The sequence below is a fragment of the Mycobacterium sp. genome (assembly GCF_019243155.1).
Taxonomy (GTDB): Bacteria; Actinomycetota; Actinomycetes; order Mycobacteriales; family Mycobacteriaceae; genus Mycobacterium.
On the sequence record NZ_JAFAUS010000514.1, the window covers coordinates 1 to 15,730 of the forward strand.

General features: G+C 65.8%; 16 protein-coding genes and 1 pseudogene. 8 read left to right on the forward strand and 9 right to left on the reverse strand.

The genetic code is table 11. The features are described from left to right. On the forward strand, positions 1-165 hold a 165-nt coding region (locus tag JOZ00_RS25845; RefSeq protein ID WP_293350210.1), incomplete at its 5' end, for a peptide-methionine (S)-S-oxide reductase. 210 nt (positions 166-375) lie between these two features. Continuing rightward, on the forward strand, positions 376-1,989 hold the full coding sequence (mdlC, locus tag JOZ00_RS25850; RefSeq protein ID WP_293350115.1) for a benzoylformate decarboxylase: 1,614 nt from the start codon (positions 376-378) through the stop codon (positions 1,987-1,989). A gap of 8 nt (positions 1,990-1,997) precedes the next feature. On the opposite strand, the gene JOZ00_RS25855 is transcribed toward mdlC, so the two are convergent. Next, the gene (locus tag JOZ00_RS25855) at positions 1,998-3,317 is read right to left on the reverse strand and encodes a cytochrome P450 (RefSeq protein WP_293350118.1); all 1,320 of its coding nucleotides are present in this window, start codon (positions 3,315-3,317) and stop codon (positions 1,998-2,000) included. A 148-nt stretch (positions 3,318-3,465) separates the two neighbouring features. Here JOZ00_RS25855 and JOZ00_RS25860 point away from each other — a divergent pair, with 148 nt between their 5' ends. Then, a complete protein-coding gene (locus JOZ00_RS25860) occupies positions 3,466-4,077 on the forward strand; it encodes a TetR/AcrR family transcriptional regulator (protein ID WP_293350212.1) in 612 nt (203 codons plus the stop codon). Positions 4,078-4,214: 137 nt separating this feature from the next. Here JOZ00_RS25860 and JOZ00_RS25865 read toward each other — a convergent pair whose 3' ends face one another. Further along, entirely contained in the window at positions 4,215-5,105 is an 891-nt protein-coding gene (locus JOZ00_RS25865; RefSeq protein ID WP_293350120.1) for an alpha/beta hydrolase, read from the reverse strand. Positions 5,106-5,130: 25 nt separating this feature from the next. Next, a complete protein-coding gene (locus JOZ00_RS25870; protein WP_293350123.1) occupies positions 5,131-6,366 on the reverse strand; it encodes a sulfotransferase in 1,236 nt (411 codons plus the stop codon). A gap of 28 nt (positions 6,367-6,394) precedes the next feature. Between JOZ00_RS25870 and JOZ00_RS25875 the strand changes: the two genes are divergently transcribed. Together JOZ00_RS25875 and JOZ00_RS25880 are read left to right on the forward strand one after the other, a co-directional pair. Then, positions 6,395-6,982 (forward strand): TetR/AcrR family transcriptional regulator, encoded by a 588-nt coding sequence (locus tag JOZ00_RS25875; RefSeq protein WP_293350126.1) that lies wholly within the window; start codon positions 6,395-6,397, stop codon positions 6,980-6,982. Continuing rightward, complete coding sequence (locus tag JOZ00_RS25880; RefSeq protein WP_293350129.1) at positions 6,979-8,091, forward strand: DUF1214 domain-containing protein; 1,113 nt, start codon at positions 6,979-6,981, stop codon at positions 8,089-8,091. The genes JOZ00_RS25875 and JOZ00_RS25880 overlap by 4 nt, the downstream gene beginning before the upstream one ends. On the opposite strand, the gene JOZ00_RS25885 is transcribed toward JOZ00_RS25880, so the two are convergent. From JOZ00_RS25885 to JOZ00_RS25900, 4 genes are all read right to left on the reverse strand, one after another. Further along, complete coding sequence (locus tag JOZ00_RS25885; RefSeq protein ID WP_293350132.1) at positions 8,092-9,144, reverse strand: LLM class flavin-dependent oxidoreductase; 1,053 nt, start codon at positions 9,142-9,144, stop codon at positions 8,092-8,094. It lies immediately after the preceding gene. Continuing rightward, a complete protein-coding gene (locus JOZ00_RS25890) occupies positions 9,144-9,659 on the reverse strand; it encodes an SRPBCC family protein (protein WP_293350135.1) in 516 nt (171 codons plus the stop codon). The genes JOZ00_RS25885 and JOZ00_RS25890 overlap by 1 nt, the downstream gene beginning before the upstream one ends. A gap of 67 nt (positions 9,660-9,726) precedes the next feature. Continuing rightward, the gene (locus tag JOZ00_RS25895; protein WP_293350138.1) at positions 9,727-10,833 is read right to left on the reverse strand and encodes an acyl-CoA desaturase; all 1,107 of its coding nucleotides are present in this window, start codon (positions 10,831-10,833) and stop codon (positions 9,727-9,729) included. A 24-nt stretch (positions 10,834-10,857) separates the two neighbouring features. Further along, on the reverse strand, positions 10,858-11,952 hold the full coding sequence (locus JOZ00_RS25900; protein WP_293350141.1) for a ferredoxin reductase: 1,095 nt from the start codon (positions 11,950-11,952) through the stop codon (positions 10,858-10,860). Between the two features lie 70 nt (positions 11,953-12,022). Between JOZ00_RS25900 and JOZ00_RS25905 the strand changes: the two genes are divergently transcribed. Then, entirely contained in the window at positions 12,023-12,697 is a 675-nt protein-coding gene (locus tag JOZ00_RS25905; RefSeq protein ID WP_293350144.1) for a TetR family transcriptional regulator, read from the forward strand. Between the two features lie 38 nt (positions 12,698-12,735). Here the strand turns inward: JOZ00_RS25905 and JOZ00_RS25910 are convergent, their stop codons facing one another. Further along, positions 12,736-13,083: a hypothetical protein gene (locus JOZ00_RS25910; RefSeq protein ID WP_293350147.1), complete on the reverse strand. Its 348-nt coding sequence runs from the start codon at positions 13,081-13,083 to the stop codon at positions 12,736-12,738. A 45-nt stretch (positions 13,084-13,128) separates the two neighbouring features. Further along, complete coding sequence (locus tag JOZ00_RS25915) at positions 13,129-13,734, reverse strand: GNAT family N-acetyltransferase (RefSeq protein ID WP_293350150.1); 606 nt, start codon at positions 13,732-13,734, stop codon at positions 13,129-13,131. A gap of 100 nt (positions 13,735-13,834) precedes the next feature. On the opposite strand from JOZ00_RS25915, the pseudogene JOZ00_RS25920 reads away from it, so the two are divergent. Both JOZ00_RS25920 and JOZ00_RS25925 read left to right on the forward strand, forming a co-directional pair. Then, positions 13,835-14,928 (forward strand): annotated as a pseudogene (locus tag JOZ00_RS25920) (F420-dependent hydroxymycolic acid dehydrogenase). 49 nt (positions 14,929-14,977) lie between these two features. Next, positions 14,978-15,673: a GAF and ANTAR domain-containing protein gene (locus JOZ00_RS25925; RefSeq protein WP_293350152.1), complete on the forward strand. Its 696-nt coding sequence runs from the start codon at positions 14,978-14,980 to the stop codon at positions 15,671-15,673. Positions 15,674-15,730: the final 57 nt, after the last annotated feature.

Consider the following 15,730-nt stretch of genomic DNA (forward strand, 5'->3'; position numbering starts at 1 on the left):
TCCGGTCTGTGGCCGGGCAAAGTCGTCACGGAGGTCAGCCCGGCCGGCGACTTCTGGGAGGCCGAGCCCGAGCACCAGGACTACCTGGAGCGTTACCCCAGCGGCTACACCTGCCACTACATCCGCCCGGGCTGGAAACTGCCCCGGCGAGCCACCGCCGGTTAGTGGCTGAGTCGGTCAACTACCGCTGCCTCGTGGTAGTGGATTCATCCCAACGGTGTGGGCCAGCACCAAAATTGGCGCGCGACGATGTCCGCCGCCACATCGACAAGTTACAAGTTGGGTCCGAGAATCTAACGCAGCATGTGGAGCACACCCGCGTGGGCGCGCTCGCGCACTGCGTGAAAAGTCCGCACACGAAGGGAATTCGGCCCCATGTCTGCTCAACCGACCGTCTGGGATGTCACTTACGATTTGCTGCGCTCGCTCGGCTTGACGACGGTGTTCGGTAACCCCGGGTCGACCGAGCAGACGTTCCTCAAGAACTTTCCCGATGACTTCACCTACGTCTTGGGACTGCAGGAGGCCTCCGTGTTGGCCATGGCGGACGGCTTCGCCCAGTCGACCGGCAAGCCGGCCCTGGTGAATCTGCACACCGCGGCGGGCACGGGCAACGCCATGGGAAGCCTCATCGCGGCCTACAAGAGCAACACCCCGTTGATCGTCACGGCCGGGCAGCAGACTCGCGAAATGGTGCTTGTGGAACCGTATTTGACCAACACCAACGAAACACAGCTGCCGGCGCCGTGGGTGAAATGGGCGTATCAGCCCGCCCGCGCCGAGGATGTGCCCGCGGCCTTCATGCGGGCATACGCCATGGCGACCCAGCCGCCCGCCGGTCCGGTGTATCTGTCTATCCCCCTTGATGATTGGGAGAAGCCGGCTCTCGGTCCGGCCGTCATCCGCACCGTGAGCCAACGCAGTGCGCCCGACGCGGAGCGACTTGCCGAGTTCGCCGAGCGCATCAACCGCGCGCAGCGGCCACTGGTGGTCATCGGTCCCGAAGTCGATCGGGCCGGCGGTTGGGACGCCGCCGTCGCATTCGCCGAGAAGGTACATGCCCCCGTGTACGCGAGCCCACTGCCGGACCGGATGTCGTTCCCGGAGGACCATTCGCTGTACCAGGGCATGCTGCCGATGACGATCGCCGAGGTGACCGAGAAGTTGCGGGGCCACGATCTTGCGGTGGTGATCGGCGCGCAGGTTTTCCGCTACTACCCGTATGTCGCCGGCGAGTACCTGCCCGAGGGCACCGAGCTACTACACCTGACCGCCGACCCGTTCCTGGCGGGTGCAGCGCGAGTGGGCGACAGCCTGCTGGGCGATACCCTGCTCGCCCTGCAGGCGTTGACCCCGCTGATCGAACCCAAATCCGGCAGGCCGACGCCCACACCGCTGGACCGCACTGCAGGCACGGTCGAAGCCGCCACCGCCCCGCTGACGCCGACCCAGGTGTATTCGGCGCTGAGCACGGTGAAGCCGCCGGAGGCGGCACTGATCAACGAATCGACGTCGACGATGGCCGAGCAGGCGCGCTGGCTGCCCACCGTCTGCACGAACTCGTTCTTCGCCACCGGCAGTGGCGGCATCGGCTGGGGAGTGCCGGGCGCGGTGGGCGTCGCACTGGGCGACCGCGCCGCGGGCCGCAAACGCGCCGTCGTGGCGACCATCGGCGACGGCTCTTTCCAGTACTCGATCCAGGCGATCTGGACCGCAGCGCAGCACAAACTGCCGGTCGTGTTCGTGGTGATGCGCAACGGCGAGTACTCGATCCTGAAATCGTTTGCGCTGCTTGAGAAGACGCCGAACGTACCGGGATTGGACCTGCCCGGCCTCGACATCGAATCGCTGGCGATCGGCTTCGGCCTTCGCGCCGTCACGGTAGGCGACACGGAGGGGTTGGTGAACGAGTTCAACGCCGCGCTTGAAGCCGATGGGCCCACGGTCATCGTCGTCCACACCAAACCCCAAGTGGCGCACCTGGGCTGAGGCGGTCCTCAGCGCCGGTGCACTACCACCCGACCGCCGTTCTTCGGGGTGAACGCGACGCCACGGCAGTGCCAGTGCTCATCGGGCGCATCGGTGGTCTCGATTGCCAAGCGTTGCAACACGGTTCGAAGCACCACGTCCATCTCCATGTTGGCGAATGCCGCCCCCACACAGCGGCGGGTTCCGCCACCGAACGGGATCCAGGACAGCGCTGACGGCTTGGTTCCGATGTAGCGTTGCGGGTCGAAGCGGTCGGGATCGGAGAAGACGTCCGGGTTGCTGTGGATCTGCCCGATGCCGACGATGATCGAATCGCCGCGCGGGATGACCCACTCGCCGAGGTGGAAGACTTCGGGGTAGACGTGGCGACCGGCAAGGTCGATGACCGTCCTGGCCCGCTGCACTTCCAGGATGGTGGCCTGCCGCAGTTCACCGCCACCGTTCTGGGCCTCCTCGACGAGCGCCGCCAGCAGGTCCGGGTGCCGGCTTATCCGCTCGAATGCCCAGCCCAGCGTGGATGCCGTCGTTTCGTGTCCGGCCGCCAGCAAGGTGAGCAGCTCGTCGCCAATGTCCTTGCGCGACATAGCTGATCCGTCTTCGTATGTGGTGCGCAACAGCATCGCGAGGACATCGGTCCGATCGGCGAAATTCGGGTCGGCCTGCTCGTCGTCGATCAACTTGTCGATGACGATGTCGTACTGGCGCCGCCATTGCGCGAGCCGGCCCCACGGGCTGAACCGGCCGTAGTCGCGTTTGGGCTTCGGCACGGCCGCCAGTCGCGAGCCAAGGGTGACCCACGGTGGAATGAGCCGTCGGAGCTCATCGAGTTCGGCGCCTTCCGCGCCGAACACCGCGCGCAGTATCGCGTTCAGCGTTATCCGCATCATGGGCTGCAGCGTGGCGAAAGGAGTGCCTTGCGGCCAGTCGGCGATCTCGCGCAGCGTCTCTTCTTCGATGATGCTCTCGTACTTCTTCATGCTCTTGCCGTGGAACGGCGGCGCCAACAGCCGGCGACGCTGGCGATGGTCGTCGCCCTCGAGCGCGAAAACCGAACCGGTGCCGAACAGACGGCCCAGATTGGGCTGTATGTTGCCGAGTTCATCGGGGCTGGTCGTGAAGACCTGCTTGGCCAACTGCGGGTCACCGACGACAACGATGCGCCCGTACATCGGCAGGTTGAGCGTGAAAACGTCGCCGTAGCGACGCGACAGCCGTTGGATCATCCGGCGCCGGGACATCGAGAACCCAAAGCCCTGCAACAGCTTGGGAATTCGCGCCGCCGGCGGCAACTTGACTGCGGCCGCTGGCGCGGTGGCTACTTCACTCATGGCGGTGCTGCTCCCAAGTGATCGGTCCCCGGGATCGGGGTTGGTACGACGGTGTACCGCACGCCTTTCCCAGTACGGTACTCTGAAGTACCAGAACCCACAAGGTTCCGTACTCGACCGGAAAGGGGCGCCGACCGTGACATCAGCGGTGTCAGCCGCGGCTGACGACGCCGTTTCCGGTGTTCTGAAGCCGGACCCGTTTCGGCTCAGGCTGCTCGACGGCCTCGCCGCGTCGATCGCCGAACGCGGTTACCGCGCCAGCACCGTGGCCGACATCGTGCGCAACGCCCGCACGTCCAAGCGCACGTTCTACGACCAGTTCGACGGCAAGGAAGAGTGCTTCCTGGAATTGCTGCGCGCCGACATCGAAAAGCTCGGCGAGCGCATTCAGTCCTCGGTCGACCCCGAGGGCGATTGGCACCGGCAGATCCGTCAGGCCGTCGAGGCCTACGTCGGATACATCGAGTCCCGGCCGGCCATCACCCTGAGCTGGATTCGTGAACTCCCGTCGCTCGGCGCCGCCGCCCGTCCGGTTCAGCGTCGCGGTCTTCAGCTGTTGTCCAGCCTGCTCATCGACCTCAGCGCCAGTCCCGGATTCCGGCGGGCCGAGTTGCCGCCGCTGACCGCGCCGTTGGCCGTGATCCTGTTGGGCGGGTTGCGTGAGCTGACCGCACTTGCGGTCGAAGACGAGAAGTCGGTCCGAGAAATCGTCGAACCCGCCGTGGATGCGTCCGTAGCTCTGCTCGGGCCACGCCACTAAGGTCGAAAGCTCCCGTAATCCCGTTAGTTGCAAGCTATTCCGGCCCTCAAGTCGGGCAATCGGCAAGCGTCTTCATCAAGGCGACCGAAGTCACCATCGGCGTCGAATAGCGTCGCGCCGAAAACCCTTGTAGAGGCTTATGTTCCGGCGTTCAGAAACGCGCGGACCCGGTCCAGCACCAGCTCGGGCCGCTGCCTGACGATCCAGTGGCCGACGCCGTCGACCAGCTCGACCTCGAAATCGCTTATCCGCTCGGCATATCCATTCAGCAACTCCGGCGTGAGCACGGGATCTTTGGTGCCACTCAGCCAGCGCACCGGAACATCGACGCGGGCGTCGTCGTACTCGCCTCGCGCCCAGCGCAGCATCTCCGAAGTCGCAAACGTGCGGTACCACCGCGAACCCGCCTCCGCATGGCCGGGCTGGCGCATGCACTCGAGGTAGAGCGCGACGTCCTCGTCGGGCAGCGTGAAGCCGCCGCCGACCCACGAACCCAACATGCGGACGAACCGCGAGTTGGGACTGCTGATCACCCGGGGACCGATGCCCGGCAACGAGATCGGTATCTGATACCAGAACCGCCACACGTTGCGGAGCATGCCGAGATCGCGACTCACGTAGGGCGCCGAAGTGTTGCACCCGAAGAACCCGGACACCTTCTCGGGATGCCGCAGCATCATGATGAAGGCCACCGGACCGCCCCAGTCGTGTGCAACGAGCTTGACCGACGCGACGCCCAGGTGGTCCAGCACGCGGGCCAGGTCGTCGGCCATTTCGTCTTTGCGGTACTTGCAGCGTGGGGCCGAACTCCAGCCCGCGCCGCGCAGGTCCGGACACAGCACCCGGTAGCCGTCGGCGGCCAGCGGCCCGATCAGCTCGCGCCATTCCCACCAGTTCTCCGGGAAGCCGTGCACCAACATCACCGCCGGCCCGTTCGCCGGACCCGCCTCGGCGACGTGAATCGTCACGCCGTCGCCGAGTTCGACGTACCTGTGTTCGACCCCGTCCAGGGCCGGCATGGTGACCATGTCTGAAGAACGTAGTGGACGAGACCTAGTTCAGAAACCGGTCGACGTAGGGCTTGAACCGGGCACGCAGGGTGTCCTCGTTCAGCCCGAACATCTCGCACGAGGTTTCGACGTTTCCCAGCCGGCCGCGCCGGTGGCCCGCCAGGTAGTCGGCGATCGCGCCGCGCGCGTCTTCGGTGAAGGGTTCACCGGCCAACGCGTACACCCGCTCGGCGACACCTACTTCGTCGGACATGAAGTCGCCGAAGCGAACATCGATCGAGCGTTCCGGACCGATGGTGTCGCGGTCGCGGACGAGCGCGCTGAGCATCTGATCGAGGCGGTCGATCCAGGAGTTGGCGATCAGTTCCACGGGCACCGGCGACCGGTGCATCCGGGCGGAGTAGGTGATCATCGCGATCATCGACAGCGCCACCGGCACCGGGTCGCGGTGCGTGAAAACGACGATGCTACCGGGGAATACGCGATCCAGTACCGGCACCTGTTCGAGATGCTGGGGCGACTTGAGCAGCCAGCGCCGCCCGCCGCGCAGGAACTGCATCGCCTTGAGTTGAGTGGCGAGGTATTCGTAGTGCGGCGTCTGGTCGTGGACCCGGTAGTAATCACGCCAGCGGGGCACTTCGGCGAGCGTCTCGAAGAGCATCGTCGAGATGTCGTTGGCCAGCAGCTGAATCTCTTCGTGCACATGGTCGGTGGTCATCTCGTGCATCAGCGGGAAATGGGGCATCACCACGTTGACCACTCCGACCGCGACGTCCATTCGCGCGCGGCGCGGATCCGGTTCGGCGCCAATCTCATTCGGCAACGGAAACGGCTCGTTGCTCTCCCAGTACGGCATGGTGCGGAACGTTGGCGGCGCCGCCAGCAGGTTGTGCAGATGGGTGGTTCCGGTGCGTGGCAGCCCGGCGATCACCACCGGCGGCTCCAGTTCGATGTCGTCGATCTCGGGATGGCGGTTCAAGAGGTCGGTCAGCAGCAGCCGGTTCTTGAGAAGCTGCAGCAGTTGGCCATAGAAGTTGACCACTCCCGCCTCGTGTAGCCCGTCAATGTCGCGCAGCGCGGCCAGGTAGACGTCTAGTCGTTCTCGGTAGTCGTCGGGTCCGAAATCCTGCAGGCCGGTGTCGGCGCTGGCCTGCGCATGCAGCCTGTCGGCGTCCAACGGGCAACTCGGGGCCATGCTGGCCATCATGTCGAGGATCTGCTGGGCCTCAGCGCTGAAGCGGGGTGAGGCAAGGTCTTCAAGGCGAACGGCGTCGGTCACGGCGACTTATGTTACTCTGAGTTTCGTAATGGCAATAGACTTTGGCCGACCCCGAGATCCCCGCATCGACGCGGCCGTGCTGCGCGCGACGGTCGAACTGCTTGCCGAAACCGGTTACCAGGGGCTTTTGGTCTCCGCCATCGCGCAACGGGCCGGCACCAGCAAGCCCGCGATCTACCGGCGCTGGCCGAGTAAGGCGCATCTGGTGCACGAGGCGGTCTTCCCGATCGGCACCTCGACCGAAATCCCCGACACCGGGTCGCTGCCCGAGGACCTGCGCGAGATGGTGTGCCGTGCAATGGTTTTCCTGACGACCCCGGCCGCAAGGGCCGCGATGCCCGGGTTGGTCGGCGAGATGGCGGCGGACCCGACGCTGCATTCGGCGCTGTTGGAGCGGTTCGCCGGCATCATCGGCGGTGGCCTCGCCGAGTTGCTGGCGAGGGCCGCGGTCCGCGGCGAGGTCCGTGCCGACGTGGCCCCCGCCGAACTCGCCTCGCAACTAACAGAAGCCATCGCCGGGATCACACTGATCGGTCTCCTCACCCGGGTTACCGAGCTCGATGGCGCGTGGGTCGACCGCACCACCACGTTGCTCCTGAAAGGAATCAGCGCATGACGCACGAATCGACGACCGCGTGGCGGGAGCTGCTCGGCACCCTCGGCGAACTCGACCGGTCCTTCCTCGACGGCGACCGAGCGCTCCAGGACGACCGGCACATCGCCGACGGGTACCGCACCCTCGCCATCACACTCGGGGTGGCGTTGGACGCCTACCTGTTCCCTGAGCCCGGCCGGCCGCAGTTCGTCGCGGTGAACACGCCCTTCCGGCGCGACCGCCGCTGGGGCGGCGACAACACCGACGCCTATTACTTCATGTGCCGGGTCGATCCGCAGCGGCGCTACCGCATCAGCGGCAATAAAGGTGACAGCGTGTACTTCTCGGTGACCGCCTACAACGAGCCGTCACCGGGCGCGTGGTCGGACCGGGTCGTCGCGATCGTCCGCGACCGCGACCTCGAGGCGGATGGCGACGGCAACTTCTCCTTCGAATTCCCACCGACGCCCGACGCCGCCGTGCTGATGACCCGCGACTACCAGGCCGACCCACTGACCGGGCGACCGGTCACCTGGCACATCGAAGCGCTCGACGCGCCCGATCCGATACAACACGGCGACGCGGAGACCGCCGCGCGGCTGCGGGCGTCCGCGACCTGGTTGCGCACCATGTTCGCCATCGTTCCGCTGGCGGTGGGAAACCGGGTCGACGACGAGCATGCTCTCGGACACGAAACCGCGCACGCAGCAAATCAATTCGCCGATCCTTATCAGGTTCCCGATGCTAACTTCGGCTGGTCGGCGCGTGACGCGTGCTATTCCTACGGGAGTTTCGTGCTCAAGGACGACGAGGCGTTGGTCATCACGCACCGACCGCCGTCGTGCAGGTTTTGGAACATGGTGGTGTGGAATCAGTTCATGGCCACCTACGGCGCCGGCGAAGGCCCCGATGCTCGTTGCTCGGTCAATGGCCGCACCGCCGCGCTCAACAGCGACGGCTCCGTGACGATCGTGCTGTCCCGGAACATCACCGAACACCCGAATTCCCTTACCACGCTGGGCTATCCGCAGGGCAACCTCGCGTTCCGGTGGTTTCTGCCAGACGGGCTGCCGGTGCGCCCGGAGGTGGAACTCGTGAAGGTGGCCGACGCGCCGACCGGCGTGAGCTGATCAGCCGACTTCGCGGACCAGCGTGATGGCGCGGTCCAGGGTGCGCAGTCTGGCATCGAGCGAGTCGCCCGCCGGATACAGCCGAACGGTGTCCACACCGGTGTCGCGCCATACCCCGAGCCGCGCACGAACCATCTCCTCGGTCCCGATAAGCGTGGTGGCCAAGACCATTTCGTCGGTCACCAAGCCGGCCGCGCCCTCGCGGTCCCCGCGCTGCCAACGCTCGCGCACCTCGTCCGCAACGTCGGCCCACCCCTGCCGGCTGTAGGCCTGGTTGTAGAAATTCGTGCTCGATGACCCCATCCCACCGAGGCTGAAGGCGAGCTCGCTTTTGCGCGCCGCCACCATCGAACGCAACTCGTCTTCGTCCGCGGCGAAGGCCACTTCGGCGCCCTGGCAGATGTCGATGTCGGCGCGACTGCGGCCGGCGGCCGCGAGCCCCTCGTCGAGGTGGGAGAAGTAGGCCTCACCGGCTCCCTCGGGGACGAAGCTGGTGCCCAGCCATCCATCGGCGACCCGTCCGGTCAACTTCAGCATCGCCGGTGACAGCGCGGCCAGGTAGATCGGAATGGCGTGCTCGGGCCGGGTCGACAACCGCATCGGCACGGCCTCGCCGCCGGGACGTGGAAGCTGGAACTCCTTGCCGGAGTGCGAGATTTTGCCTCCGGCGAACACCTGACGCACGATGTCGACGGTCTCGGAGATACGCGCGAGCGGTCGGCGGAACGAGACGCCATGCAGACCCTCGATCACCTGCGGACCGGAGGCGCCCAGCCCGAGCAGGAATCGCCCGCCCGAGAGGTTGGACAGCGTGATCGCGGTCTGGGCGACCATCACCGGCGAGCGGGTGCCGACCTGCAGGACACCGGACCCCAGCAGCACCCGCGAGGTTCGGGCCGCCAGGTAACCCAGCGCCGAGGGCGCGTCCGAACCCCACGCCTCGGCGACCCAGCAGACATCGAGGCCCAGCCTTTCCGCCTCGACGACGAACGTCGTGATGTCGGCGACTTTGTCTGCGGTACCGGATAATTCGACTGTCGTCGCGGTCCGCATCAACGGACCCCGTGCTCGGCCAGCCTCTTGATCGCGGCGAGTGTTTTGCCGATCGCGGATTCGAACTCGCGCATCCGCACGAACACGATCTTTTGTTCCTTATCGGGCATCGAATCGATGGCCATCGACAAACCCGAGCGTCCCGGGCCCATCTGCATCCAGTAGCTCAGCTCCGTGCCTGCGCCCTGCGGCGTCAGCCGAAATCGCCACATCGCTGCCGGGTTCTCGGGTTCGCCCACGGCCCAGGCGAATTCACGCTGCTCGTCGCAGCAAACGATGTGGGACGTGGTGCTCCACTGCCCGAACGCATCGTGCTCGTTGTGCCCGACGAAACGCGCGCCGACGCGGGGCCCGACACACCCCTCGGCCCACTCGACCGACTGCAGCTCGCTACTCAGGGCCGGCATCAGCTGGATGTCGGAGACCAGACTCCACACTCGTGCGGGGTCGGCCTCGATCCATGTCGAGGCCTCCACCGTCGGCGTATCCGCGTAACGCGCACCGGTCCACTCCACGCTGGCAATTGTCCACCCAAACGGGCCCGGGGCAATGCCCCGGGCCCGATGAGTTCGGCCAAATGAGCTACGCGGCGACCGGCACTCGGTCGGCGGATTTGTCGGCGTCCGGCGTCCGCAGCCATGAGTCCGGGAAGCTGAGCCGGACGATCTTGCGGACCACCGTGCCGAACTGCTGCATCAGCGGGCCCTTGTTGTAGGGGATGCCGTAGCGCTCACAGATCGCCTGCACCTCGGGCGCGATCTGGGAGTACCGGCGGGCCGGCATGTCCGGGAACAGGTGGTGTTCGATCTGGTGGGACAGGTTGCCCGACAGCAGGTGGAAGATCTTTCCGCCGGTCAGGTTCGCCGAACCGAGGACCTGGCGGAAGTACCACTGCCCGCGCGATTCGTCTGCGGTCTCCTCGACGGTGAATTCCTGAGTGCCGTCCGGGAAGTGGCCGCAGAAGATGATCATGTACGACCACACGTTGCGCATCAGGTTGGCCGTCATGTTGCCGGTGAACACGAACGGGGCGAACGGCCCGGCCAGCAACGGGAAGGCGACGTAGTCCTTGAGTGTTTGACGGCGGGTCTTGCGCCAGATCGCCTTGAGCGTGTCCTTTTTGTCCCGGACCCGAATCTCGCCCGAGCGGATCTTCTCGGTTTCCAATTCGTGCAATGCGACCCCGTACTGGAACAACGTCATCAGCAGGAAGGCGTACAGCGGGTTGCCGATGAAATAGCGCTCCCAGGGCTGGTCTTCGCTCATCCGCAAGATGCCGTAGCCGATGTCGCGGTCCATGCCCACGATGTTGGTGTGGGTGTGGTGCATGTAGTTGTGTGAGTGTCGCCATTGGTCGGCCGGGCATGCAGTGTCCCACTCGAAGGAACGTCCGGAGATTGCCGGGTCGCGCATCCAGTCGTACTGGCCGTGCATGATGTTGTGACCGATCTCCATGTTGTCCAGGATTTTGGCCACGCCCAGCATGGCGGTGCCCAGCAGCCAGGCCGGCGGCAGGAACAGCAGCAGGCGCCCACCTACTTCCAGACCGCGCTGGGTCTTGATGACGCGTCGGATGTAGTCGGCGTCTTCCTCGCCGAGGCTTGCCATCACGCGTTCCTTGATGGCGTCGAGTTCACGGCCGAATTCGTCGGCCTGCTCGGGGGTCAGGGTGATCTTGTTCTGTGACATGACTTTTCCCTCCGATTGATGTGTCTAGAGCGACAGGTCGACGTCGCCGACGGGGACGGAGACGCAGATCTGGATGTCTTCGTCGGGGGCGGTGGAGACCGCCCCCGTGACGAGGTTGCGCACGGTGCCGGCGGTCTTGCGCCGGGTGCAGGTGTGGCAGATGCCCATCCGGCAGCCGTTCTCCGGTGTCAGCCCGGCCGATTCGGCCTGCTCCAACAGCGGCCGTCCGTCATCGACGGCGTCGATCCCGCTGTCGGCGAACGCTATTCGGCCGCCCGACGGATTGGCCGGAGCCTCGAAGGCCGGCGGTACGAAACTTTCGGTGTACACGTTGTCGCAGTGCGTCCGGACGGCGTCGACCAATGGTGTTGGGCCGCAGACGAACACCGCGTCGGGTGCCGGCATGGCGGCGGCCAGGTGCTCGGCGCCGAAGCGGCCGACCAGGTCACCCGCATCCGACCGGGTGTAGCCGTGCAGGACGCGAACGCCGGGCAGCACGGCCAGCTCGTCGCGGTAGCACGCCTCCTCAGGTGTCCGGGCGTAGTGCACGAAGGCGATGTCGCCCCGGTGGCCTTGGGCGAGAAGGGTGCGCAGCATCGCCAGCACCGGCGTGATGCCGCTTCCGCCCGAGACGAAGAGGATCCGCTGCGGCCGGGCCTCGGGCAGCACGAAGTCGCCACCGACGCCCGCCAAACCGACGATCATGCCGCGGCGGGCTCGCTCGTACAGATAGTTGGAGACCAACCCACCGTCGTGTCGACCGATCGTCAACTCCAGGTTGGGGGTTCCCTCGGCGTTGGCCGGGGAATAGCAGCGGGTGTGCCGGCGGCCGTCGATGTCGATCGTGAGGTTGACGTACTGACCGGCTTTGACGGTGTTGGCCGACGTGAAGCTGTCGTTGGGCGCGAGGGTGAGGGTGACGCTGCGCGACGTCGTGCGCTGCACGTCGATCACCTTGGCGCGATGCTCGCCCAGCGTCCACGTCGGCGCCACCAGTTCGGTGTAGCGGTCCACGCCGTGTGGTCCGGTGAGCAGGTCCACAAGTTCCGAACCCAAGACTCGCTTCCGAAAAGTTCGGGCGAGGGCTCGCCCGGAAGTTGAAGCAGTTTGAGTAAACATATGTATACCGTGTGGCCAGAGGGCCCAGCCAGTCAAGGGTTTACCCCAGGTCTGTGGTAGGGTTCACATAGTGAACAGCCGTACTCCTAGCTCACGGACGCGCGGCTCTGGTCGAGAAAGATCACGCGAAAGTCCCTCACGTGCGGAGCGTAAGGAAGCGACCCGGCGCGCGATCATCGCGGCCGCCCTCAAGCTGTTGCAGGATCGCAGCTTCAGCAGCCTGAGCCTGCGCGAGGTGACCCGCGCGGTTGATATCGTGCCCGCGGCGTTCTACCGACATTTCGAATCGATGGAAGCCCTGGGACTTGTTCTCATCGACGAGTCGTTCCGAAGCCTGAGGGACACCCTGCGCGATGCGCGCTCCGGCAAGTTCGACCCGAATCGCGTGATCGAGTCGTCGGTCGAGATCCTGGTTGCCAGCGTCGCCGACCGGCGCGAGCATTGGCGCCTGATCGGCCGCGAGCGGAACAGCGGCTTGAGCGTGCTGCGCTATGCGATCCGCACCGAGATCCGGCTCATCACCTCCGAACTGGCGACCGACCTGGCGCGTTTCCCGGGCCTCAACGGGTGGACCACCGAGGATCTGAACGTGCTTGCGACACTGTTCGTCAACGCGATGATCGTCATCGCGGAGGCCATCGAGGACGCTCAGAGCACCGAGGCGCTGGAAGACATTCGGCGGATCGCGGTCAAGCAGCTCCGGATGATCGCCGTCGGCGTCGCCGGTTGGCGAAGCACCCCTTGATGTGTCGCCGCCATCCGCAGTGAACAACTGAGCACTAACTACTCGTCGGCGACCTCATACAGCGAGTCGCCGTCCTCGGGGGTGCCGTCGATCTGGCCCCGATGCGCGCGCCGTGGCAGGTCGCTGTCGGCCGAGCCGGTCGCAGCGTCGGTCACGTCCGGCTCCTCGGCGGCCAGTCGGTCGTCGAGCGATTCACCCTCTCGCTCTTCGCGCGCCGTCATTCCGAACTTGTCCGCTTCGCTCCAGTCCTCGGGCGGGTCGACGACGATGTCGCCGTCACGGTTGCGCACCTCGTCGGAATCGGTGCCTTCGCTTGGGTTCAGCGTGTCACCGGGGCCGCCTTCTTCGGGGAAGTCCGCGGGATCCACCAAGTCGTTGTCGCTCATGGGGAACCGGTTGCCCGTCGCCCCGGGCACCTAAACGCGCGTGGTCTACCGTGGCGCGCGCCACATCGCCCACATGGTGGGACCGCCGTCCGGCAGCGCGATCTCGCGGGTCACCTCGAAGCCGAAACGCTGGTAATACGGCACGTTTTCGAGTTTCGTCGACTCGAGATACGCGGGGCAGTACTCGGCATCGCAGCGGTCCAGGCGCGATCGCATCAGGGCCTGCCCAAACCCCTTGCCCCGCACGGTGGGATCGCTGCCGATCACCGCCAGATACCAGTGCGGCTCTTCGGGATGTGCGCGTTTCATCAGCTCCTGCACAGCCTGCCCCTGCGCCGAGCGCAGGCCGAAAACCCGGATGAACGTCGGCGACATCAGCAACATTGCCCGGCGTGTTTCCTGCCAGTGGTTCGGCGGGTCCCACAGTGCCGCCGCGCCGATGGACGGGCCGTCGCGGGCAACTTCCACACCGCCGAGTGCCAGATGGTGGTGACGGGTCATCGCCGCGAACAAACGGCGTAATTGGGCGGTGCGCGCGCGCTGCTTGGGTAGCAGCCACATCATCACCGGGTCGTCGTAAAACGCCCGCGCCAGGACGTGGGACAGGTCTCGCATGTCGTCTTTGCCGGCCGGGCGCGTCTGCGGAACCACCCGCCTCACGCTAGCGGGCGCCAGCGAGTGGCGCGATTTCCGTTGATGGTGGCGGTGAACGGCGACGTGTGTGATCACCCGCACGGGGTACTTACACGCGATGGCGGACATCTCGCGGCGCACGTTCGGGCGATTGGCCGCCGGGACGGGTGTGCTCGGCAGCGCCGGGTTCTCCGCGAGTTGCGACCGACCGGCCGACCATGTGCATCCCGCGACCCCACCGCCCGCCGGCAGGGGGGTGTGGGTTTGACGCTCTCCCACGAGCAATTCCGCACCGACCAGCTGGTTGCGCAAGCAGAGGCGGCCGAACGGGCCGGCTTTCAGTACGTCTGGGCCAGCGACCACATCCAGCCATGGCAGGACAACGAGGGCCATGCGATGTTTCCGTGGCTGACGCTGGCCTTGGTGGGTAACGCCACCAGCCGCATCTCCTTCGGCACCGGGGTGACCTGCCCCACGTATCGCTACCACCCGGCCGTGGTGGCACAGGCATTCGCTTCGCTGGAGCTCTTGAATCCCGGACGCGTGTTCTTGGGGGTTGGCACCGGTGAGCGGCTCAACGAACAGGCAACCACCAACGCGTTCGGTGCGTACACCGAACGCCACGACCGGTTGGTCGAGGCCATCGGGCTGATCCGCCAATTGTGGAGCGGATCGCGAACCTCGTTCTCCGGTCACTACTTTCAGACGAACGCGCTGAAGTTGTACGACGTGCCGCAGTCACCGCCGCCCATTTACGTGGCCGCCGGCGGTCCGAAGAGCGCCACGTTAGCCGGTCAATACGGCGACGGCTGGATCACTCAAGCCCACGACGTCACAAACCCGAAGCTGCTGGCCGCTTTCGGCGCGGGCGCGCACGCTTCGGGCCGCGATCCGGCGAGTCTTGGTAAGCGCGCCGAGATGTTCGCGGTGGTCGGCGATCACACCGAAGCCGCTCGCGCGGCGACGCTGTGGCGCTTCACCGCCGGCGCGGTCGACCAGCCGAACCCGGTCGAAATCCAGCGCGCCGCTGATGCCAACCCCATCGACAAGGTGCTGGCCAACTGGACCGTCGGCACCGATCCCGGCCCCCACATCAACGCCGTTCAGGCGGTTCTGGACGCCGGCGCCATTCCCTTTTTGCACTTCGCGCAGACCGAACCGATGACCGCGATCGAGTTCTACCGCACCAACGTCCTGCCCAAGCTGCACTGAAAGGCTTTTCGACATAGTTGGCCGCGACGCAGGGTACCCGTTGAGTCTTATGAGCGAATTGGACCCTAATCAACACCAGCTCGCCGTTCGCATGGCGGAGCTGGCACGTCAGATCGCCAGGCCTCGCAGTGTCGAGGAGATCTTGGCAGATGTGACCGCCACCGCGGTAGAGCTGATTCCGCGGGCTGACGTTTCGGGAGTGTTGTTGCTGAAAAAGGGCGGCGAGTTTGAATCTCTGGGCGACACCGACGACTTGGTCGCACGACTCGACGCGCTTCAGCACAAATTCGGTGAGGGCCCCTGTGCCAAGGCCGCGCTGCAGGAAACCATCGTGCGCAGCGACGATCTGCGCGAAGATTCGAGATGGCCGCAATATGCACCTGCGGCCGTAGAGCGCGGCGTGCTCGGCAGTCTCTCGTTCAAGCTGTACACCGCGGACCGCACGGCTGGGGCGCTGAACCTGTTCAGCTTCGAGGCCGGCCCGTGGGAGGCCGAAGCGGAGACCATCGGTTCGGTGTTGGCGGCGCACGCCGCGGCCGCGATCCTGGCGGTGCGGCACGGCGAAGAACTGCAATCGGCGTTGTCGACTCGGGACCGGATCGGGCAGGCCAAAGGCATCATCATGGAGCGCTTCGGCGTGGACGAGGTGCGGGCCTTCGAGTTGTTGCGGAAGCTGTCGCAGGAAAGTCAGATGAAGCTCGTCGACATCGCCCAGCAAGTCGTCGACACACGCGGAATGGATTGACTGGTCTCGCCGCCGACTAAAGTTGACTGATCAACGAGTCCGGTGCGCCGCTGCCCC